The organism is Streptomyces sp. NPDC088733 (assembly GCF_044751185.1).
Lineage (GTDB): Bacteria > Actinomycetota > Actinomycetes > Streptomycetales > Streptomycetaceae > Actinacidiphila.
In genome coordinates this window covers 271,969-292,280 of the sequence record NZ_JBIVLH010000011.1, presented here as the reverse complement: position 1 = coordinate 292,280, position 20,312 = coordinate 271,969, and the positions used below count along the sequence as shown (strand labels likewise).

Below are 20,312 nucleotides of genomic sequence, written 5' to 3'. Positions count from 1 at the left end.
CGGGAAGCCTGCTTCGAGATGAGGACTCCCACCCCCTTGAGGGGTTAAGGCTCCCAGTAGACGACTGGGTTGATAGGCCGGATGTGGAAGCCCAGCAATGGGTGGAGCTGACCGGTACTAATAAGCCGAGGGCTTGTCCTCAGATGCTCGCGTCCACTGTTTGGTTCCCGGGTTGCGAACGGTCGCACCGGTTGAACCAGTCACTTAACTGAAAAGTGTGCTTGTTCGCCTGACACCCGATGGTGTTTCGGTGGTCATAGCGTTAGGGAAACGCCCGGTCACATTTCGAACCCGGAAGCTAAGCCTTTCAGCGCCGATGGTACTGCAGGGGGGACCCTGTGGGAGAGTAGGACGCCGCCGAACAATCTTTGTGGACCCTCGGTCCTGGCCAAAGCGCTGGGACCGGGGGTCCTTTTGTTTTTCATGGCAGTGCGCAGTCCGCGGACGGTACGGGAGACTGGCACTACAGCAGTACAAACGACAGGAGTCACGTCGATGTCCAACACGCCCGAGGAAAGGCCGGATCGGCCGGAGCGGCGCACGCCGCGTCAGGGCGGCGACCGGGGTGGTTACCGCAGCGGTGGGCCCCGTCGCGAAGGCGACCGGGCCGGCGGCGGTTTCCGTCGCGACGACCGCCCCCGTTACGACCGTCCTCGTGAGGACCGGCCGCGTGACGATCGAGGTGGCTTCCGTCGCGACGACCGCCCGCGTGAGGACCGGCCGCGCGATGACCGCGGTGGGTTCCGTCGGGACGACCGGCCGCGTCAGGATCGCCCGCGTGACGATCGTGGGGGTTTCCGTCGCGACGACCGGCGTGACGAGCGTCCGCGCTTTGATCGTCCGCGTGAGGACCGGCCGCGCGATGACCGTGGTGGGTTCCGTCGGGACGACCGGCGTGACGAGCGTCCCCGCTACGACCGTCCCCGTGAGGACCGGCCGCGTCAGGACCGGCCCAGTGACGACCGCGGTGGCTTCCGCCGTGACGAGCGCCCGCGTTACGACCGGCCTCGTGAGGACCGGCCGCGTGACGATCGTGGTGGGTTCCGTCGCGACGACCGGCGTGACGAGCGTCCGCGCTTTGATCGTCCGCGTGAGGACCGTCCCCGTGATGAGCGCCCGCGTTACGACCGGCCTCGTGAGGACCGGCCGCGTGACGATCGTGGTGGGTTCCGTCGGGACGACCGGCGTGACGAGCGTCCCCGCTACGACCGCCCGCGTGAGGACCGGCCGCGTCAGGACCGGCCCAGTGACGACCGCGGTGGCTTCCGCCGTGACGACCGCCCGCGTTACGACCGGCCTCGTGAGGACCGGCCGCGTGACGATCGTGGTGGGTTCCGTCGGGACGACCGGCGTGATGAGCGTCCCCGCTACGACCGCCCGCGTGAGGACCGGCCGCGTCAGGACCGGCCCAGTGACGACCGCGGTGGCTTCCGCCGTGACGACCGCCCGCGCGGTCCGCGCAGGGACGACGAGCGCGGTGGCCGGCGTCCGAACGTGCAGGGGCGGGGCCGGTTCGCGGACACGCGGGGCCGTGACGACCGCCGTGAGGAGCGGGAGCCGATCAAGCGGCTGCCGATCCCGGAGGACGTGACGGGGCAGGAGATCGACCCGAGCGTCCGGCAGGAGCTCATGAGCCTGCCGAAGACGCTGGCGGACGACGTGGCGCGCAACCTGGTGATGGTGGCCCGGCTGCTCGACGAGGACCCGGACGCGGCCTACGCGTACTCCCGTGTGGCGCTGCGGCTCGCGTCGCGTGTCGCCGCCGTCCGTGAGGCGGCCGGATTCGCGTCGTACGCGACGGAGCGGTACTCCGAGGCGCTGGCCGAGTTCCGGACCTGCCGCCGGATGACGGGCACGGTCGACCTGTGGCCGGTCATGGCGGACTGCGAGCGCGGTCTGGGCCGCCCGGAGCGCGCGCTGGAGATGGCGGGCGCCCCCGAGGTGCACAAGCTGGACCGCGCCGGCCAGGTGGAGATGCGCCTGGTGGCCGCCGGGGCCCGGCGGGACATGGGCCAGAACGAGGCCGCCGTCGTCACGCTGCAGAGTTCCGAGCTGGCGTCGAACGCCGTTCACCCGTGGACGGCCCGGCTGCGCTACGCGTACGCCGACGCCCTGCTCGCGGTGGACCGTGAGGACGAGGCCCGCGAGTGGTTCGCCAAGGCGGTGGAGGCCGACCACACCGGCAGCACCGACGCCTCCGACCGTCTGGCGCAGCTGGACGGCGTGGCGTTCGTGGACGCTCTGGACGACGACGACGACGACAACGACAACGACGACCAGGCCGTCCCCGGCGACGACGCGGATGATGAGCTGTCCGGTGCCCGTGCGGACGACGACGAGGACGACGACGAGCCTGCGGCGGACGAGCGTCCGGCCGCTCCGGCGGAGGAGCCCGAGGTCGACCTGACCGACGAGGCCGATCCGTCGGCGTTCCTGGAGAACCCGTTCAAGGAGCCCTCGCGCGACACCGAGGACTGACGGCGAACGAGAAGGGCGGCACCCGCGCGACGCGGGTGCCGCCCTTCGGCGTTGTCCGTCAGGCCGGTGTGCCGTCCGGCTCCAGGCTGCGCAGGACCAGACCGGAGGCCGGCTTGGGCCCGAACGAGGTCGACTTGCGCGGCATCGTGACGCCCTGGCGGGCGAGTTCGTGGACGACGCTCTCGCGCACCGGGTGGATGAGCACTGCGGTGCCGCCCAGGCGTTCGGCGTGGGCCACGGCCGCCTCGGTGTCGTGGATGTACTGGATGTGCTCGGGGCCGTCGGGGACCTCCCAGACGCGGTCCAGCAGCAGGCTGTGCAGCACGGTCGCGTCCAGTCGCCGCCATGCCTCGGGGCGGTCGTGCGGGACGGTCAGGGCGGTCAGGTCCGGGTCGGGCCGGTCCAGCAGGTGGAATCCGTTGTCGCCGCTCAGGACGAAGGCGTTGCCCTCGGCCGTGGCGTCCTCCAGGGCGGCCAGGGCCTGCGGGAGCGCGTGCGGCAGCTCGCGGACCCGGAAGGCCTTGCGCGCGGCCTCCAGGGCCAGGGCGACGGGCAGTTGGGGCAGTACGCGGTGGATCGCGCGGACCCGCAGCGGGTAGCGGGCGGTGTCGACGAGCAGGACGAGTCCGTAGTCCCAGGGGCTCGGGCCGTCCTGTTCGGCCTGGAGCCGCAGGTAGGTGGCCCAGCGGTGGTGGCCGTCGGCGATGAGCGCCTGGTGGTGCGAGAGGTCGGCCCGGACGGCCGCGATGGCGTCGTCGTCGGTGATCGCCCACAGGCGGTGCCGGATGCCGTCCTCGGTCGTCGTGGCGAGCAGCGGGGCGTCCTGGACGGCGTGTTCGACGATCCGGCCCGCGGGCCCTTCGCCGCCGCGGTACGACAGCAGCAGCGGTTCGAGGTTCGCGGCCGTGGCGCGCATGAGGGCGGCGCGGTCGGCGACCGGACCCGGCATGACGTCCTCGTGCGGGAGGACGACGCGCTCCTCGGGCGGCGTCAGCCGCAGGGCGCCGATGAGCCCCCGTTGCAGGTGCCCGCCGTCGCGCTGCTCGTAGACGTACAGGGCGGGGGAGGGGTCCAGGGCGAGGACGCCGTCCTTCTGCCACTGGGACAGCGTGGAGGCCGCCTTGAGGTGCCGGCCGTCCGGGGGCTCGGCACTGGGGAGGATGAGCCGCACGACATTGTGGGGGTCGGCGGTCTCCAGGTGCCGCTGTCCCTCGGGCCGGACGACGACGTCGTACGGTGGCGAGGTGACCGCGGCCAGGCTGCCGACCCGCTCGGGGACGTAGCGGAGCGCGCGGAACGGCGCGAGCCGCAAACCACCACCCGGTGCAGCGGATCCGGAAATGCTCATCCGGGAATGCTACGCGGGTCATGCGCGCGGGGAGCGCCGAGTGATCGACAACATACGAGGAGCGACAGCCCGATGACGACCCACCGGATCGTGCCGGACGGCAGCGAACGGCCCCTGGACCAGGCGTACGACACGGCACTGCTCGACCTCGACGGGGTCGTGTACGCCGGCGGCGACGCCATCGCGCACGCGGTCGACTCGCTCGGCGCGGCGCGCGGGCACGGCATGCACCTGGCGTACGTCACCAACAACGCGGCCCGCACCCCGCAGGCCGTCGCGGAGCACCTGACGCGGCTGGGCGTGCCCGCGGAGGCGTCGGAGGTCATCACCTCGGCGCAGGCGGTGGCCCGGCTGATCGCCGACCAGGTGCCCAGCGGGGCGCGGGTGCTGACGATCGGGGGCGAGGGACTGGCGGAGGCGCTGCGCGAGCGCGGACTGCGGCCCGTGGACTCCGCCGACGACGACCCCGCGGCGGTCGTCCAGGGCTACTCGCCCAAGGTCGGCTGGGAGCAACTGGCCGAGGCCGCGTACGCGGTCAACCGGGGTGTGCCGTGGTTCGCGTCCAACACCGACCTGACGATCCCGACCGCGCGCGGTACGGCGCCCGGCAACGGCGCGCTCGTGGAGGTCGTGCGGATCGCCACCGGCGCGACACCGCAGATCGCCGGCAAGCCGCTGCCCCCGATGCACCGAGAGACCGTCATCCGGACGGGGGCCGAGCGGCCCTTGGTGGTGGGGGACCGGCTCGACACCGACATCGAGGGCGCGCACGCGGGCGGCGTCGACTCCCTGCTGGTCCTCACCGGGGTCACCACACCGGCGCAGTTGCTCGCGGCGCCGCCCCGGCACCGGCCGACGTACGTGGACGCGGATCTGCGCGGGCTGCTGGCGCCGCAGCCCGAGGTGGCGGCGGCCGGCGGCGAGGGGGCGTACCGCTGCGGCGGCTGGACGGCGCTCGCGGGCGACGGCGAGCTGCTGCTGGACGGGCAGGGCGGACCCATGGACGGGCTGCGGGCCCTGTGCGCGGCGGCGTGGACCGCGGCGGGCGGCGGATCGTGCACCTTGGACGCGGAAAAGGCACTGGCCCGGCTGGGCCTGAGCTAGCCGGGGGCGGGGGCCTTCGGGCGCCGCAAGAGGTCCTAGAGGAGCTTGCGCAGCCGCAGGAGGTCGCGCAGGGCCGCCTCCAGCTTCACTCGGCCGCTGCCCCAGGCCTTCGCGAAGTGCAGCCTGCCGTCGACGAGCGCGACCAGGTCGTCACCGGCCATGGTGAGCCTTATCTGCGCGCGCTCGTCCGGCATGCCGGACACCGTGACGACATCCTGGATGCGGCCGTCGGTGAGACGGCCCACAAAGGTGATGTCGAGGTCGGTGATGCGGCAGCTCAGCGAGCGGTCGAGGGCGGCCGCGCTGCGCATGTCGCCCTCTGCCTTGGCGAGGTTCTCCGACAGCCGGTCGAGTGCGCTGCGGCACTCCTCGATGGTCGCCATCGGTTGTGCGTCTCCCGTTCGGATGCTGACGTGTGCTGATCGACGGTACCGCAGCCGACCCTTGGCAAGGTGCGGGCCGCTACGGGGTAGCGTCATGACCAACGAGAAGCACGGAGACCGGTGAACCCGAAGGTGAGGAGTGAGGGCGATGCGGGACGCGCTGCGGACCTGCCTGCAGATTGCGGGCGGCCTGACCGAGGCCACCCGGCGACGGGCGGTCGGGGCGGCGAGAGAGCTGCTGGACCAGGCGGGGATAGACGTCGAGGAAGTCCAGCGCTCGATCGGCCGGCGCATCCCGGCGGAGGTCCAGACGCTCGCCGATGAGCTGATGAGGGCGGGCCGCGCCAACCGGGACCTGCTCGTCGGGCTCATCCGCGAGGAGATCGACAAGGCGATGACCCGGGTGAGCCGTCTGGCGGACGACGTCACGCGGGTCGGGGTGGTGCTGGAGGCGCTGGAGCGGCGCATCCGCAACCTGGAGGGCGACGCACGGCCCGAGCCCGCCGCCGACGCCTCCGACGCGGCGGGTACGGGGGACATGGACGGCGGGGAGGCCGACCCGGGGCTCTACGTGCCGCCGCAGCCGCCCGTCGAGCACGTGCCCGTGGAGGGGGAGGAACAGCGCGGCAAGACTGCCGCGCCCACGGCGCGCAAGAACGCCGCCCCCGCGACGGCGCCGGCCACCCCCAAGAAGGCGGCGACGCCGTCCAGGACGCCCGTCGCCGGGCCCACCGCGCGCAAGAACGCCGCGCCCGGGGCGGTGCCCGCCGCGCCGAAGCCCGCGACTCCGACGGTGAAGAAGGCCGCGGCCAAGAAGGCGGCGCCCGCCGCCAAGTCGGCACCGGCGAAGACGGCTGCCACCGGGACCGCCGGGAAGACCGCCGCGGCCCGCAAGGCGGCGCCCGCGGCGAAGAAGACGGCCCCGGCGAAGAAGACGGCGGCCAAGAAGAGCGCTGCCGCCACAAAGGCGGTGTCCGCCACCAAGAGCGCGGCAAAGACGACTGCCGCCAAGAAGGCCGCGCCCGCTGTGAAGGCGGCCCCCGCGGCCGAGGCGCCGGCCAAGAAGGCGGCCACCGCCGCCAAGAGCGCCGCCAAGAAGAGCGCGGCGAAGAAGACCACTGGGACGCGGGAGGCGGGCCGTGACTGAGGCGGGTGCGGCGGAGCTGCTGCCCGAGGCGGCGCCTGGAGCGACGCCTGAGGCGGCGCCCGGGCCCGAGGGGCCGCGGCCGCTGGGGGTCGTGGCGGAGGCGACGGGGAATACCGAGGTGGACGGTGTCCTTGTCCGCCTGGAGGACGCCGATGCGCTGCCCACCGAGGACCACATCGAGGTGTACGAGGATGTACACCGTGGGCTGCGCGACGCCCTCACGAGACTCGACGACAACAGGAGCTGAACCTCACGTGGCACGACGCCGACTCGACGCCGAGCTGGTGCGCCGGAACCTCGCCCGCTCACGGGAGCACGCCGGGCAGCTGATCGCCGCAGGCCGGGTGACCGTGGGCGGGACGACCGCGACGAAGGCCGCCACCCAGGTGGAGACCAGTGCGCCGGTGGTCGTGGCGAAGGACGGCTCGGACCCCGACTACGTCTCCCGCGGCGGGCACAAGCTCGCCGGGGCGCTGGCGGCCTTCGTGCCGCTGGGGCTGGGCGTGGCGGGCCGCCGGGCGCTGGACGCGGGGGCGTCGACGGGCGGGTTCACGGACGTGCTGCTCCGCAACGGTGCCGCGCACGTCGTGGCGGTGGACGTCGGCTACGGCCAGCTCGCGTGGTCGCTGCAGAGCGATGAACGCGTCACCGTCAAGGACCGTACCAACGTGCGCGAGTTGACGCTCGAGCAGATCGACGGCCGGCCGGCCGACATCATCGTCGGCGACCTGTCCTTCATTCCGCTCGGGCTCGTCCTGCCCGCCCTCGTCCGCTGCTCCGCGCCCGGCGCGGACCTTGTCCTCATGGTCAAGCCGCAGTTCGAGGTCGGGAAGGAACGGCTGGGCAGCGGCGGTGTCGTGCGCAGCTCTCAGCTGCGCGCCGAAGCCGTACGCCAGGTCGCCGGACAGGCGGCCGAACTGGGACTGGGGGTGCTGGGCGTGACCGCGAGCCCGTTGCCGGGACCGTCGGGGAATGTGGAGTACTTTCTGTGGCTGCGCGCCGGGGCACCGGAACTGGACCCGGCCGACGTCGACCGCGCCGTGGCGGAGGGGCCCCGTTGAGCGAGACACTTCAGACGCAGGAGCGCACCGTCTTCCTGCTGGCGCACACCGGCCGGCCGGCCGCCGTCCGCAGTGCGGAGCGGGTCGTGCAGGGCCTGCGGCGCTGCGGGATCGGCGTGCGGGTGCTGGCCGAGGAGGCCGAGGAGCTCACGCTGCCGGACAGCTGTGCGGTGGAGCGGGTGCAGGAGATCGGCCCGGAGACGGTCGAGGACTGCGAGTTGATCATCGTCCTCGGCGGTGACGGCACCCTGCTGCGCGGCGCGGAGTTCGCCCGCGCCTCGGGCGTGCCGATGCTGGGCGTCAACCTGGGCCGCGTCGGCTTCCTCGCGGAGGCGGAGCGGGACGACCTGGACAAGGTCGTCGACCGGGTCGTCACGCGCGACTACGAGGTCGAGGAGCGCATGACGATCGACGTCCTGGTGCGCAACGACGGCCGGGTCGTGCACACCGACTGGGCGCTCAACGAGGCGTCGGTGGAGAAGCAGGCGCGCGAGCGGCTGCTGGAGGTCGTCACGGAGGTGGACGGCCGTCCGGTGTCCCGGTTCGGCGGCGACGGGGTGGTCATGGCGACCCCGACCGGATCGACGGCCTACGCCTTCTCGGCGGGCGGCCCGGTGGTCTGGCCGGAGGTCGAGGCGCTGCTCATGGTGCCGATCAGCGCGCACGCGCTGTTCGCCAAGCCGCTGGTCACCTCGCCGCGGTCGGTGCTCGCCGTCGAGGTGCAGCCCAAGACGCCGCACGGTGTCCTGTGGTGCGACGGGCGGCGGTCGGTGGACCTGCCGGCGGGCGCGCGCGTCGAGGTGCGGCGGGGTGCCGTGCCGGTGCGGCTGGCGCGGCTGCACCACGCCTCGTTCACCGACCGGCTGGTCGCGAAGTTCGCCCTTCCGGTGGCGGGCTGGCGGGGCGCGGCGCACTGAGGGGTGAGGCCCGTCGCGCGGCGGGCCGCAAACCTCGTATGGTCGTATCCGTGTTGGAGGAAATGCGGATCAGGTCGCTGGGAGTCATCGAGGACGCCGTGGTGGAGCTGTCGCCCGGCTTCACCGCGGTGACCGGCGAGACCGGCGCGGGCAAGACCATGGTCGTCACGAGCCTCGGGCTGCTCCTGGGCGGCCGCGCCGACCCGGGTCTTGTCCGGATCGGCACTAAATCGGCGTCCGTCGAGGGACGGATCACGCTGAGCGCCGACGCGCCGGCCGCCGTGCGGGCCGAGGAGGCGGGCGCCGAGCTGGACGACGGCGCGCTGCTCATCAGCCGTACCGTCTCGGCGGAGGGCCGCTCCCGGGCGTACGTGGGCGGCCGCACGGTGCCCGTGGGGCTGCTGGGCGAGCTGGCGGACGAACTGGTGGCCGTGCACGGCCAGACCGACCAGCAGGGGCTGCTGCGGCCCGCGCGCCAGCGCGAGGCCCTGGACCGGTACGCGGGCGACGCCGTCGCCGTGCCGCTGGTCAAGTACGGCGCCGCCTACCGGCGGCTGCGCGAGGTCGCGGGCGAGCTGGACGAGCTGACCACCAGGGCCCGGGAGCGGGCCCAGGAGGCGGACCTGCTGCGCTTCGGCCTCGAGGAGGTCGCGAACGCCGAGCCGCTGCCCGGCGAGGACACCGAGCTGGCCGCGGAGGCGGAACGGCTGGGCCACGCCGAGGCGCTCGCCTCGGCCGCCACGCAGGCGCACGCCGCCCTGGCGGGCAACCCCGAGGACCCCGAGGGCGTCGACGCCGGGATGCTCGTCGCGGGCGCCCAGCGCGCCTTGGACGCCGTACGGTCGCACGACCCGGCGCTCGCCGCGCTGTCCGACCGGATCGGCGAGATCGGCATCCTCCTCGGGGACGTCGCGGGGGAGCTCGCCGGCTACGCCGACAACCTGGACGCCGACCCGCGGCGGCTCGCCGCGGTCGAGGAGCGGCGTGCCGTCCTCGCGCACCTGACGCGCAAGTACGGGGTGGACATCGACGCGGTCCTGGCGTGGGCCGCCACGGGCGGCGCCCGGCTGGTCGAGCTGGAGGGCGACGACGAGCGGATCACGGAGCTGACCGTCGAGCGGGACGCCCTGCGGGCCGAGCTCGGCGACCTCGCGCAGGCGCTCAGCGACGCCCGCGCGGAGGCGGCGGACCGTTTCGCCGGGGCCGTGACCGCCGAACTCGCCCAGCTCGCCATGCCGCACGCCCGGGTCACGGTCGCCCTCCGGCAGACGGACGACCCCGAGGGCGTCGTGGTCGGCGGCCGGACGGTCGCCTTCGGCGCGACCGGCGCCGACGAGGTGGAGCTCCAGCTCGCGCCGCACCCCGGCGCACCGCCCCGGCCGATCTCCAAGGGCGCCTCCGGCGGTGAGCTCTCCCGCGTGATGCTCGCGGTCGAGGTGGTCTTCGCCGGGTCCGACCCCGTGCCCACGTACCTCTTCGACGAGGTCGACGCGGGCGTCGGCGGCAAGGCGGCCGTCGAGGTCGGCCGGCGCCTCGCCAAGCTCGCGCGGACCGCGCAGGTCGTGGTCGTCACCCACCTTCCGCAGGTGGCGGCGTTCGCCGACCGCCAGCTGCTGGTCGAGAAGACCAACGACGGCTCCGTGACCCGCAGTGGCGTGCGTGTGCTGGAAGGCGAGGAGCGCGTGCGCGAGCTGTCGCGCATGCTGGCCGGCCTGGAGGACTCCGAGCTGGGGCGCGCCCACGCCGAGGAACTGCTCGCGGCGGCCCGCGAGGCCCGCTGAGCCGCTTCGCGGCACGACCCAGGGCCGGGGGTTGCGTGCCCCCGGCCCGGCTGCGCGGGCGGGGCCCTGGTCGCGCCGACCGGTCCGTGACGGCGGCGGCAGTGCGTGCCCGGCAGGCCGGCGCCGGTGGCCTGGGCTGTCGCGTGGGGACCGCGTCCGCGGATCCGGCCTTGGCGGCGACCAATCCGTGCGCACGGTCCGGGGGTCGTGCCTCGGGGCCGGGGTGTACCGGACGGCAGCCTTGTGAGCCGGCCCCATGCCTTGGGCCGCTGCGAGCGGATCGGCTTCCGTGGCTCCGGGTGCGACGGCGACCAATCGGTGCGCGTCGGCTGCGATGCCCGGGTGGGTGGGTGGTTCGTCGGCGTGGCCTGGCAGGTTGCGGTGGTGTCCGGTGCTCCGGCTGCGGGGGCAGGGAACGTGTCCGCGTAAGCGGGTGACGCCCTGCCGCGCCGGCGATCGGCGGGGCGGTCGGGTCGGCGCGCGGGCCGCGTCCGTGGCTACGGCTGTGCCGGCGACGCGTCCGTGCGCGCGGGCAGGTGTGCCCGGGTGGGTGGGTGGTTCGTCGGCGTGGCCCGCAGGCTGCCCTGGTCGGCTTGGCCTGTCGCGTGCTGACTGTCTCCGGTGATCCGGGTGGGGGGCCGCGTGGGCAGGTCACGCCGTGCCTCGGCGGGCGATCGGCGAGCCGGGGTGGCGGCTGGGGCCGTTGGCCGCGGACCGCGTCCGCGGTTCCGGCTCTGACGGTGGCCAATTTGTGCGACCAGGACGTGGCCCGCAGGCTACCCTGGTCGGCTTGGCCTGTCGCGTGCTGACCGGCTCCGGTGATCGCGCTGTGCGGGCAGGTAAAAGCGTTGGCGCCGGCCGGTGATGCCCCATGGGGGGCGATTCGCGCGAGCCGGGACGGCGGCGAATCCGTGTGCGTGGGCCGGGCGGGGGCATCCGCCTGGGCCGTCGTGCGTGGAGAGGGCGACGCGCGGGCCGGTCGGGCGGGGGGCGACGTGGAGGATGCTGACGCACTCGTAAGGGTGGTCCCGCGTACGTGCGACCGGGCGCGCGCCGCGCAGCGCTCCCTGGATGGCGTATTGGCCTGGCATCCTGGAGGGCAGCACACTGCAATCCCCTTCATCCGATGCCGAGTCAGGAGTCCGACCGCGCGTGAGCAGTACTCCGAGCCCCCTGCACGGGCAGCTGCACGCCGTCCATGTGCTGGGTGAGACGGGGAGGGCCCATGTGGCCTCGGTCGCGGGCGGGTTGGTGGCGCGCGGTGTGCAGGTGACGGTCTGCGGGCCGGGTGAGGCGGAGGAGCGGTACGGGTTCGCCGCAGCCGGGGCGCGGTTCGCGCCGGTGGAGATCACCCGCCGTTCCGTGCCGCGCGTGGACGCGGCGGTGGTGACGGCTCTGCGCGCGGCCTGCGCCGGGGCGGACGTCGTGCATGCGCACGGCCTGCGGGCCGGTCTGCTGGCCGCGGTGGCGCTGAGCGGGCGGCGCACCCCGCTGGTGGTGACCTGGCACGGCGCGGTCTTCGCCGAGGGGGCCCGCAAGCCGCTGCTGCGGTTGCTGGAGCGGCGCGTGGCGCGGGCCGCGTCCGTGGTGCTGGGCGCGTCCTCGGACCTGGTGGACCGGGCCCGCGCGGTCGGCGCCCGGGACGCCCGGCTGGCGCCGATCGGCGTTCCGCTGCCGCCCAGGACCGCCGCGAGCCCCGAGTCGGCCGCGGAGACGGAGCGGCGCCGGCAGAAGGCGCGGGACGAATTCGGCGCGGAGGAGAGCCCCTTGCTGCTGGCGGTCGGTCGGCTGGAGCCGCACAAGGGGTACGGCCAGCTGCTCGACGCCGTGCACGGCTGGACGCGGCTGGACCCGCAGCCGCTGCTGCTGATCGCGGGTGAGGGCTCGCTGCGTCCGGAACTCCAGGGGCGGATCGACGCCGGGAAGCTGCCGGTGCTGCTGCTCGGCCTCCGTGACGACGTGCCCGAACTGCTGGCCGCCGCCGACGCCGTCGTACTGCCCTCCCGCTGGGAGGCCCGCTCGGTCGTCGCCCAGGAGGCCCTGCACGCGGGGGTCCCGCTGGTCGCTACCGCGGTCGGCGGCATCCCCGAACTCGTGGGCGACGCCGCCGAGTTGGTGCCCTACGGCGATCCGAAGCGGCTCGCTGACGCCGTCGTGCGCCTGCTCGGCGACCCGGCGCGGCGGGCCTTACTGGCCGCCGCCGGTCCCGCTCAGGCCGGCACGTGGCCGACCGAGGACGACACGGTGGCCCAAGTGCTCAGCATCTACGACGAGTTGTCCTCGCTCTGATCACCGCCGGATGCGTCGGCCGTTCCTCGCACCGGAATGGCCAGGTTTCATAGAGGATCTCCTCCATGCCGCAGTACACGGCCAGACCGAATGCGCCGACGGTGAGCCACAGGTACAACTGCCCATGGGCGAGGTCTTCGGTGGGGTGCGTCTCGAAGTGGCCGCCGGGATCGTAGGCCACTGCCAGGGGTTGTCCGGGCTGTGCCCGGGCGATCCATGAGGTCGCGACATCGGCTTCGTCGTGGGGGCAGTCCAGACGGTGATTGTGGAATGTCCGCTCGTTTTCGTTGATGGTCACCACGTTGATGGTCACGGCCGTCACCGTGCACGTGACCTCCCGCCCCCAGCCGACCAGCGCCCACTCGTCGGTCCCCACGGCCGTGGCGTGGTAGACGGTCCCCAGCGCGGCGACGGTCAGCCCGCACGCGAGCGCATGCCTGTATCGCTCCCAGCGCCAGAACAGGGCCACCCCGGAGACGGCCAGGATCGCGGGTACGAACAGGAGGGACCACAGCCCGGTGTCGGCCAGTGCCCCGCCGTGGACATAACCGGCGAGCAGGCACAGGCCGAGAACGACCACGGGCATACCCACGGCGGCCGACAACTGCACGGCCAGGGTCCGTCTCCCCACGCGGCTCATGGTAAGTGCACAGCCCTCGCCGCATCTTCGAATGCGGTCGACCCACGGGCCGCAACCGTCACCCTGTCCGAAACGGCCCGCCGTGGACATCACGGCGGGCCGTTTCGGACAGGGGATCCGGGATCCGACAGGCTCTCAGCCGCCGTACGCGCCGCTCGCGGTCAGCCGCAGCGCGGTGTCGATCAGCGGGACATGGCTGAACGCCTGCGGGAAGTTGCCGACCTGACGCTGCAACCGCGGGTCCCACTCCTCCGCCAGCAGGCCGAGGTCGTTGCGCAGGGCCAGCAGCCGCTCGAACAGCCGGCGCGCCTCGTCGACCCGGCCGATCATGGCGAGGTCGTCGGCGAGCCAGAACGAGCAGGCCAGGAAGGCGCCCTCGTCGCCGGGGAGGCCGTCGAGGTTCTCGCCGCCGGGCGGGGCGTCGGTCGGGTAGCGCAGCACGAAGCCGTCCTCGGTGGACAGCTCGCGCTGGATCGCCTCGATGGTGCCGATAACGCGCTTGTCGTCCGGCGGCAGGAAGCCGACCTGCGGGATCAGCAGCAGCGACGCGTCGAGCTCGCGCGAGCCGTAGGACTGCGTGAAGGTGTTGCGCTCCTTGTCGTAACCCTTCTCGCACACGTCCCGGTGGATCTCGTCGCGCAGGTCGCGCCAGCGCTCCAGCGGGCCGTCGACCTCGCCGGACTCGATGAGCTTGACGGTGCGGTCCACGGCGACCCAGGCCATGACCTTGGAGTGCACGAAGTGCCGGCGCGGGCCGCGGACCTCCCAGATGCCCTCGTCCGGCTCGTCCCAGTGGTCCTCGAGGTAGTGGATGAGCCGGAGCTGGAGCAGGGAGGCGTAGTCGTTGCGGGCCAGGCCGGTCATGTGGGCCAGGTGCAGCGCCTCGGTGACCTCGCCGTAGACGTCGAGCTGCAGCTGGTGCGCGGCGCCGTTGCCGACCCGGACCGGGGTGGAGCCCTCGTAGCCGGGCAGCCAGTCCAGCTCGGTCTCGCCGAGCTCGCGCTCGCCGGCGATGCCGTACATGATCTGAAGGTTCTCCGGGTCGCCGGCCACCGCGCGCAGCAGCCACTCGCGCCAGGCGCGGGCCTCGTCCCGGTAGCCGGTGCGCAGCAGCGACGACAGGGTGATCGCCGCGTCGCGCAGCCAGGTGAAGCGGTAGTCCCAGTTGCGGACGCCGCCGATGTCCTCGGGCAGGGAGGTGGTCGGCGCGGCCACGATGCCGCCGGTGGGCCCGTACGTCAGCGCCTTGAGGGTGATCAGGGAGCGGACCACGGCGTCCCGGTAGGGGCCGTGGTACGTGCACTGGGCGACCCACTCGCGCCAGAAGTCCTCGGTGGCCTCCAGCGAGGACTCGGGGTCGGCGAGCGGCGGCGGCTCCTTGTGCGAGGGCTGCCAGCTGATCGTGAAGGCGACGCGGTCTCCGGGGGCCACGGTGAAGTCGGCGTACGTGGTGAGGTGCTCGCCGTAGGTCTCGACATCGGTGTCGATCCAGACGGAGTCCGGGCCGGCGACGCCGACGATGCGGTCCCCGACCTTGTGCACCCACGGCGTGACCCAGCCGTAGCTGAAGCGCATGCGCAGTGCCGAGCGCATCGGGACGCGGCCGCTCACGCCCTCGACGATCCGGATCAACTGGGGGGCGCCGTCACGCGGCGGCATGAAATCGATCACACGGACCGTGCCGCGGGGGGTGTCCCACTCGGACTCCAGCACCAGGGAGTCGCCGCGGTAGTGGCGCCGGGTGGCGGCCGGCGGCTGGGTGCCGTGCGGGAAGGCGGGACCGAGCCTCCAGTAGCCGTGCTCCTCGGTGCCGAGCAGGCCCGCGAAGATCGCGGGGGAGTCGAAGCGGGGCAGGCACAGCCAGTCGACCGTGCCGTCCCGGCACACCAGGGCGGCGGTCTGCATATCGCCGATGAGTGCGTAATCCTCGATACGCCCGGCCACGTAGGTCTCCAGTCGAACGACGGCGGCGCCCCTTGGGACTGGGGCGGTGATTGCGGTCTGTGGATCTTTCGACGAGCTCTTTCCCGGGAGCAGGCGGGGTGGTGCCGTGCCGGTTCACTCGCATCGAATCGATGTGTCCGAGCAGGATACGACGACAACGCGGGCGGTGCGGAAGCCCCGGCGGATCTTGCTGAGCCGGTCGGGTGCATTTTGTCGTACCAATGTCCCGGCGACCTCGCTTTTCATCAGAGAGCCGCCCTCCGCGGCTGGTGCGCGTCACTGATACCCTGGTAGCCCGTGGGCCGGTGGCCTGAACCACTGAACCGCCGCGACGACACCACCCCTCTTCACCGCCATGGTGCCGTCCCGACCACCACCTCGCGACCACGGGAGCCCCCTCTTGGCACTGCCGCCCAAATCCACGACGACCAAGCACCTCTTCGTCACCGGGGGTGTCGCCTCCTCGCTCGGCAAGGGCCTGACGGCCTCCAGCCTGGGAGCGCTGCTCAAGGCCCGGGGCCTGCGGGTCACCATGCAGAAGCTCGACCCGTACCTCAACGTGGACCCGGGCACGATGAACCCCTTCCAGCACGGTGAGGTGTTCGTCACGGACGACGGCGCCGAGACGGACCTGGACATCGGTCACTACGAGCGCTTCCTGGACGTGAACCTCGCCGGCTCGGCCAACGTCACCACCGGCCAGGTCTACTCCTCGGTGATCGCCAAGGAGCGCCGCGGCGAGTACCTCGGCGACACCGTGCAGGTCATCCCGCACATCACCAACGAGATCAAGTCCCGCATCCGGCGCATGGCGACCGAGGACGTGGACGTGGTCATCACCGAGGTCGGCGGGACCGTGGGCGACATCGAGTCGCTGCCCTTCCTGGAGTCCGTCCGCCAGGTCCGCCACGAGGTCGGCCGCGACAACGTCTTCGTGATGCACATCTCGCTGCTGCCGTACATCGGCCCCTCCGGCGAGCTGAAGACCAAGCCGACGCAGCACTCGGTGGCGGCGCTGCGCAGCATCGGTATCCAGCCCGACGCGATCGTGCTGCGCGCCGACCGCGACGTGCCGACGTCCATCAAGCGCAAGATCTCGCTGATGTGCGACGTGGACGAGGAGGCGGTGGTCGCCGCCATCGACGCCCCGTCGATCTACGACATCCCCAAGGTGCTGCACACCGAGGGACTGGACGCCTACGTCGTCCGCAGGCTGAACCTGCCGTTCCGCGATGTGGACTGGACGCAGTGGGACGACCTGCTCAAGCGGGTCCACGAGCCCGAGCACGACCTGACGGTCGCGCTGGTCGGCAAGTACATCGACCTGCCCGACGCGTACCTGTCGGTGACCGAGGCGCTGCGCGCCGGCGGCTTCGCCAACAACGCCAAGGTCAACATCAAGTGGGTCACCTCCGACGACTGCAAGACCCCGGCGGGCGCCGCGCGCCGGCTCGGCGACGTCGACGCGATCTGCGTGCCCGGCGGCTTCGGCGACCGCGGCGTGGAGGGCAAGGTGTCGGCGATCACCTACGCCCGGGAGAACGGCATCCCGCTGCTGGGCCTGTGCCTGGGCCTGCAGTGCGTGGTCATCGAGGCGGCCCGCAGCCTCGCCGGCATCAAGGACGCCAACTCCACCGAGTTCGACCCGGCCACCGCCCACCCGGTGATCTCCACCATGGCCGAGCAGCTCGACATCGTGGCCGGCCAGGGCGACCTGGGCGGCACCATGCGGCTCGGTCTGTACCCGGCCAAGCTCGCGGAGGGCTCCATCGTCCGCGAGGTGTACGGCGGCGAGCCCTACGTCGAGGAGCGCCACCGCCACCGCTACGAGGTCAACAACGCCTACCGGGGCGAGCTGGAGAAGAAGGCCGGTCTGCAGTTCTCCGGCACCTCGCCGGACAACAAGCTGGTCGAGTACGTCGAGTACCCGCGCGAGGTCCACCCGTACCTCGTCGCCACCCAGGCGCACCCCGAACTGAAGTCCCGGCCGACCCGCCCGCACCCCCTGTTCGCGGGTCTGATCGCGGCCGCCGTCAAGCGCCGCCAGGGCTGATCGGTACGGTGGACGTGGCGGGCCGGCGGTCCGGCTCGCCACGGCACCGCGTACGGAGGGCACAGCATGCTGCAGGACACCCCTGAGGAGTGGCGGACCACGGCCACCGCCACCCCCTTCACCGGGAAGAAGACCGGTGTCCGGACCGACGAGGTCGTCATGCCCGACGGCGGCGTCGCGCAGCGCGACTACCAGGTCCACCCGGGCTCGGTCGCCGTGCTGGCCCTGGACGACGAGGGCCGGGTGCTGGTCCTCAAGCAGTACCGGCACCCCGTACGGATGAAACTGTGGGAGCTCCCCGCCGGACTGCTCGACATCCCCGGCGAGAACCCGCTGCACGCGGCCCAGCGCGAGCTGTACGAGGAGGCGCACGCCAAGGCCGAGGACTGGCGGGTCCTGGTCGACCTCTACCCCTCGGCCGGCGGCTCCGACGAGGCGGTGCGGGTCTTCCTGGCCCGCGGCCTGTCCGAGGTGGAGGGCGAGCGCTACGCGGTGTCGGAGGAAGAGGCCGACATGGAGCAGGCCCGGGTCCCGCTGGCCGACCTCGTGCAGGGCGCCCTCGCGGGCCGTCTGCACAACAACTGCCTGGTGACGGGCGTGCTGGCGGTGCAGGCCGTGCTCGCAGGGGACGGTCTGGACGCGCTGCGGCCGGCGGAGGCGCCGTGGCCGGCGCGCCCGTACGCCGCCTGAAGCACCTCGGTCGGGCGCCGGACGGACCCGTAGCCGCCGGATCCCGGTAGGACCATCGGATCGTCCGGGTGGGTGATCATTGGTGCTCCCGGCCGCGTCGCGTCAGGGGGGCGGACCCGCCCCGTGAACTAGGCTCGTCCCGTTCTCATTCAGAACGGGAGTGGGCCCGTGGCGGATCACGTGCTGGACGCCGACGCATCGGTGGCGGCCTCGGACGACGGCCTCCGGGAGCCGTCGGTGCAGACCCCCGCCCCCGGCACGCTCCCGCCCGACGTGCCCCATTTCGTCGGCCGCCGCCGTGAGCTCGAGGAGCTGCGGGCCGACATCGACCGGCCGGGCCTGGCGACACTGCGCGGCCGCAGCCCCGACGGGAGCCGCGTGCTGCTGGTCGCGGGCCGGCCCGGCTCCGGCCGCACCTCGCTGGCGCTCCGTCTCGCCCACGACGTCGCCGCGCGCTACCCCGACGGGCAGTTCTTCGTGCGCCTCAGCGACAACGAGGGCGAACCCGTGCCGTCCGACCAGTCCGCGCGGGCCCTGCTGCGGGCGCTGCGGGCCGACGCGGAGCCGGGGGCGGAGGGCGCGGAGCTGTCTGCGGCGCTGCGCACCGCGCTTGCCGGACGCCGGGCGGTGCTCGTGCTGGACGACGTGGCCGACCCCCGGCAACTGCTCGACCTGCTCCCCAAGGGCTCCGGCAGTCTGTTCGTGGCCACCGCGGAGGGGCCGCTGCCCGGCGTGCCCGACGTACGGCCGTGCACCCTGGGCGGCCTCGACCCGGTCGCCTGCGTGGACCTGCTCGCCCAGGCCGTCGGGCGGGTCCGGATCACCAACGACCCCAAGGCCGCCGAGGCGCTGGCCCACGAGTGCGGCGGTCATCCCGCGGCCCTCCGCCTGATCGGGGCGTGGCTGGCGACCCAGCCGCGCACTTCCGTCGCCGACGCGACCCGCCGCCTGCACGACATCCGGATCGACGCCCCGGCACCCGCCCCGGGCTCGGCCCGCGACTCCGTGCCGGGCGCCCCGACCTCCGGGGACGGGGTACTGCGCGAGGACGTCGGCCGCCGCGGTGCCGCGGACGCCCTGCCGGTCGACGAGCGGGCCCGGGTGGTGGCCCGCAGCGCACCCGCCCCCGCGAAGGCCGCCGCGCCCGCTGCGGCGCCGGCGGCCGCCGCCGGGCCGCGTGCCACCGCCCCGCCGGAGCTGCTGCGCGCCTTCCGCTTCGTGTACGGGGCCCTCGCCCCCGTCGTGGCCCGGATGCTGCGGCTGCTGGCGCTGGCCCCGGCGGGCCTGGCGGACGCCCAGACCGCCTCGGCGCTCGCGGGCTGCTCGGTGGGTGAGGCCGAGGCGACGCTGGAGAACCTGGCCGGCTGCGGGCTGCTGCACACGGAGCAGCCCACGGGCGCCGACGCGCCGCTGCCCCGGCAGTACCGCGTGCCGGGCTGGATTACCCCGTCGCTGCGCGAGCTGCTGCGCGACACCGACCGGCCCGCCGAGACGCAGCTCGCCCGCGCCCGGATGCTGGAGCGCACCGTACGGCTGCTGCACGCCTGCCGGCTGGGCCTGGAGGAGGCGGGTGCGGAGCCGGACGGGCTGCCCAAGTCGCTGCGCTTCGCGGACCGCGCGGCCGCGGCGGCGTGGCTGCGCGACCGGCTGCCGGTGCTGCTGGCCGCCGCCCGGCTGGCCGTCGCCGACGGCGAACTGGACACCCTGGCCCGGCGGCTGATGGCCGCGCTCGTGCGGGCGCTGGCCGCCGACCCGGGCGGCGGAGAGAACGCGGCGGAGCGCTACCAGTTGCACCACCTCGTCCTGGACGTGGCCCAGCGGCGCGGACTGCACCGCGAGAAGGCCGCGGCCCTGCTCAACATCGGCGACCTCGACGTGGAGGGCGCGCGCCCGCTCGACGCCCTCGACCGCTACCGGGCCGCGCTCGTCGCCGCCCGTGAGGGGTTCGACGGGGACGCCGAGGGCCGCGCCCTGGAGGCGATCGCCGGTACCTACCTGGAGCTGGACGACCCGCAGCGCGCGTCCGACTGGTACGGCAGGGCGCTCGCGCTGCGCCAGGCGCGCGGCGAGCTGGTCCACGCGGCCAGGCTGCACGGCCGGCTCGGCGCGCTGCAGACGTACGCCGGACGGTACGGGCCCGCGCTGCGCGAGTGGCGGGCGGCGGTGACCGCGTACCGGCGGCTGAAGGACCTGCCGTCCCAGGCCCGCGCGCTGACCGAGGTGGCCCGGGTGCAGGAGTACGCGGGCCATCCCGAGGACGCGCTGCGGACCTGCCGCGACGCCCTGTACTGGGCCCGGCAGGCGGGGGAGCGGCGGCTGGAGGGCGCGGTGCTGCTGCGGATGGCCGACACCCTGGACCGGCTGGGCGATCCGGCGGGCGCGCGGTTGCAGCGGGCGGCCGCCCGGCGGCTGCTCCCGGCCTCCGAGATCCCCCAGACGGCGGGCGCCGAGGAGGGCTGACGCCCCAAGGGGCACAG

General features: G+C 73.7%; 16 protein-coding genes and 2 rRNA genes. 14 read left to right on the top strand and 4 right to left on the bottom strand.

Features of this window, described 5'->3' with window-relative positions; translation table 11 throughout:
- The 4 genes from ACIP64_RS22475 to ACIP64_RS22460 all read left to right on the top strand — a co-directional run.
- Window positions 1–141, top strand: a 23S ribosomal RNA gene (locus ACIP64_RS22475); the annotation flags it as partial.
- A 105-nt stretch (window positions 142–246) separates the two neighbouring features.
- Window positions 247–363: ribosomal RNA gene (rrf, locus tag ACIP64_RS22470) — 5S ribosomal RNA — on the top strand.
- Window positions 364–670: 307 nt separating this feature from the next.
- The gene (locus tag ACIP64_RS22465; protein WP_401589470.1) at window positions 671–1,591 is read left to right on the top strand and encodes a hypothetical protein; all 921 of its coding nucleotides are present in this window, start codon (window positions 671–673) and stop codon (window positions 1,589–1,591) included.
- 38 nt (window positions 1,592–1,629) lie between these two features.
- The gene (locus ACIP64_RS22460) at window positions 1,630–2,478 is read left to right on the top strand and encodes a hypothetical protein (protein WP_401589507.1); all 849 of its coding nucleotides are present in this window, start codon (window positions 1,630–1,632) and stop codon (window positions 2,476–2,478) included.
- Window positions 2,479–2,536: 58 nt separating this feature from the next.
- On the opposite strand, the gene ACIP64_RS22455 is transcribed toward ACIP64_RS22460, so the two are convergent.
- Window positions 2,537–3,826, bottom strand: a complete 1,290-nt coding sequence (locus tag ACIP64_RS22455; protein WP_401589467.1) for a DUF1015 domain-containing protein — start codon at window positions 3,824–3,826, stop codon at window positions 2,537–2,539.
- Window positions 3,827–3,898: 72 nt separating this feature from the next.
- Between ACIP64_RS22455 and ACIP64_RS22450 the strand changes: the two genes are divergently transcribed.
- Complete coding sequence (locus ACIP64_RS22450) at window positions 3,899–4,930, top strand: HAD-IIA family hydrolase (protein WP_401589464.1); 1,032 nt, start codon at window positions 3,899–3,901, stop codon at window positions 4,928–4,930.
- A gap of 35 nt (window positions 4,931–4,965) precedes the next feature.
- Here the strand turns inward: ACIP64_RS22450 and ACIP64_RS22445 are convergent, their stop codons facing one another.
- The gene (locus tag ACIP64_RS22445; protein WP_401589462.1) at window positions 4,966–5,313 is read right to left on the bottom strand and encodes a sterol-binding protein; all 348 of its coding nucleotides are present in this window, start codon (window positions 5,311–5,313) and stop codon (window positions 4,966–4,968) included.
- A gap of 148 nt (window positions 5,314–5,461) precedes the next feature.
- Between ACIP64_RS22445 and ACIP64_RS22440 the strand changes: the two genes are divergently transcribed.
- The 6 genes from ACIP64_RS22440 to ACIP64_RS22415 all read left to right on the top strand — a co-directional run bounded on the left by ACIP64_RS22440 (window position 5,462) and on the right by ACIP64_RS22415 (window position 12,508).
- Window positions 5,462–6,460 (top strand): histone, encoded by a 999-nt coding sequence (locus ACIP64_RS22440; RefSeq protein ID WP_401589459.1) that lies wholly within the window; start codon window positions 5,462–5,464, stop codon window positions 6,458–6,460.
- Window positions 6,453–6,707, top strand: coding sequence for a hypothetical protein (locus ACIP64_RS22435; RefSeq protein ID WP_401589456.1), 255 nt, complete (start codon window positions 6,453–6,455; stop codon window positions 6,705–6,707). Before ACIP64_RS22440 ends, ACIP64_RS22435 begins: the two co-directional genes overlap by 8 nt.
- A gap of 7 nt (window positions 6,708–6,714) precedes the next feature.
- Entirely contained in the window at window positions 6,715–7,521 is an 807-nt protein-coding gene (locus tag ACIP64_RS22430; RefSeq protein WP_401589453.1) for a TlyA family RNA methyltransferase, read from the top strand.
- Window positions 7,518–8,438, top strand: a complete 921-nt coding sequence (locus tag ACIP64_RS22425; RefSeq protein ID WP_401589450.1) for an NAD kinase — start codon at window positions 7,518–7,520, stop codon at window positions 8,436–8,438. The genes ACIP64_RS22430 and ACIP64_RS22425 overlap by 4 nt, the downstream gene beginning before the upstream one ends.
- A gap of 38 nt (window positions 8,439–8,476) precedes the next feature.
- Window positions 8,477–10,219 carry a DNA repair protein RecN gene (gene recN, locus ACIP64_RS22420; protein WP_401589448.1) on the top strand — a complete coding sequence of 581 codons (1,743 nt, stop codon included), beginning with the start codon at window positions 8,477–8,479 and terminating at the stop codon, window positions 10,217–10,219.
- Window positions 10,220–11,371: 1,152 nt separating this feature from the next.
- Window positions 11,372–12,508, top strand: coding sequence for a glycosyltransferase family 4 protein (locus tag ACIP64_RS22415; protein WP_401589445.1), 1,137 nt, complete (start codon window positions 11,372–11,374; stop codon window positions 12,506–12,508).
- Here ACIP64_RS22415 and ACIP64_RS22410 read toward each other — a convergent pair.
- Complete coding sequence (locus tag ACIP64_RS22410) at window positions 12,477–13,139, bottom strand: hypothetical protein (RefSeq protein WP_401589443.1); 663 nt, start codon at window positions 13,137–13,139, stop codon at window positions 12,477–12,479. The genes ACIP64_RS22415 and ACIP64_RS22410 overlap by 32 nt on opposite strands.
- A gap of 144 nt (window positions 13,140–13,283) precedes the next feature.
- Window positions 13,284–15,092 (bottom strand): glycoside hydrolase family 15 protein, encoded by a 1,809-nt coding sequence (locus tag ACIP64_RS22405; protein WP_401589441.1) that lies wholly within the window; start codon window positions 15,090–15,092, stop codon window positions 13,284–13,286.
- A gap of 406 nt (window positions 15,093–15,498) precedes the next feature.
- On the opposite strand from ACIP64_RS22405, the gene ACIP64_RS22400 reads away from it, so the two are divergent.
- The 3 genes from ACIP64_RS22400 to ACIP64_RS22390 all read left to right on the top strand — a co-directional run bounded on the left by ACIP64_RS22400 (window position 15,499) and on the right by ACIP64_RS22390 (window position 20,295).
- Window positions 15,499–17,145, top strand: a complete 1,647-nt coding sequence (locus tag ACIP64_RS22400; protein WP_401589504.1) for a CTP synthase — start codon at window positions 15,499–15,501, stop codon at window positions 17,143–17,145.
- A gap of 66 nt (window positions 17,146–17,211) precedes the next feature.
- Complete coding sequence (locus tag ACIP64_RS22395; RefSeq protein ID WP_401589438.1) at window positions 17,212–17,835, top strand: NUDIX domain-containing protein; 624 nt, start codon at window positions 17,212–17,214, stop codon at window positions 17,833–17,835.
- 168 nt (window positions 17,836–18,003) lie between these two features.
- On the top strand, window positions 18,004–20,295 hold the full coding sequence (locus ACIP64_RS22390; protein WP_401589436.1) for an NB-ARC domain-containing protein: 2,292 nt from the start codon (window positions 18,004–18,006) through the stop codon (window positions 20,293–20,295).
- The last annotated feature ends 17 nt before the right edge of the window (window positions 20,296–20,312 follow it).

Bases quoted from the DNA above. Each gene is read 5' to 3' on its own strand.
- ACIP64_RS22445 (WP_401589462.1), bottom strand. From the start codon at position 5,313: ATGGCGACCATCGAGGAGTGCCGCAGCGCACTCGACCGGCTGTCGGAG.
- ACIP64_RS22450 (WP_401589464.1), top strand. From the start codon at position 3,899: ATGACGACCCACCGGATCGTGCCGGACGGCAGCGAACGGCCCCTGGAC.
- recN (WP_401589448.1), top strand. From the start codon at position 8,477: ATGGTCGTATCCGTGTTGGAGGAAATGCGGATCAGGTCGCTGGGAGTC.
- ACIP64_RS22460 (WP_401589507.1), top strand. From the start codon at position 1,630: ATGAGCCTGCCGAAGACGCTGGCGGACGACGTGGCGCGCAACCTGGTG.
- ACIP64_RS22440 (WP_401589459.1), top strand. From the start codon at position 5,462: ATGCGGGACGCGCTGCGGACCTGCCTGCAGATTGCGGGCGGCCTGACC.
- ACIP64_RS22395 (WP_401589438.1), top strand. From the start codon at position 17,212: ATGCTGCAGGACACCCCTGAGGAGTGGCGGACCACGGCCACCGCCACC.
- ACIP64_RS22455 (WP_401589467.1), bottom strand. From the start codon at position 3,826: ATGAGCATTTCCGGATCCGCTGCACCGGGTGGTGGTTTGCGGCTCGCG.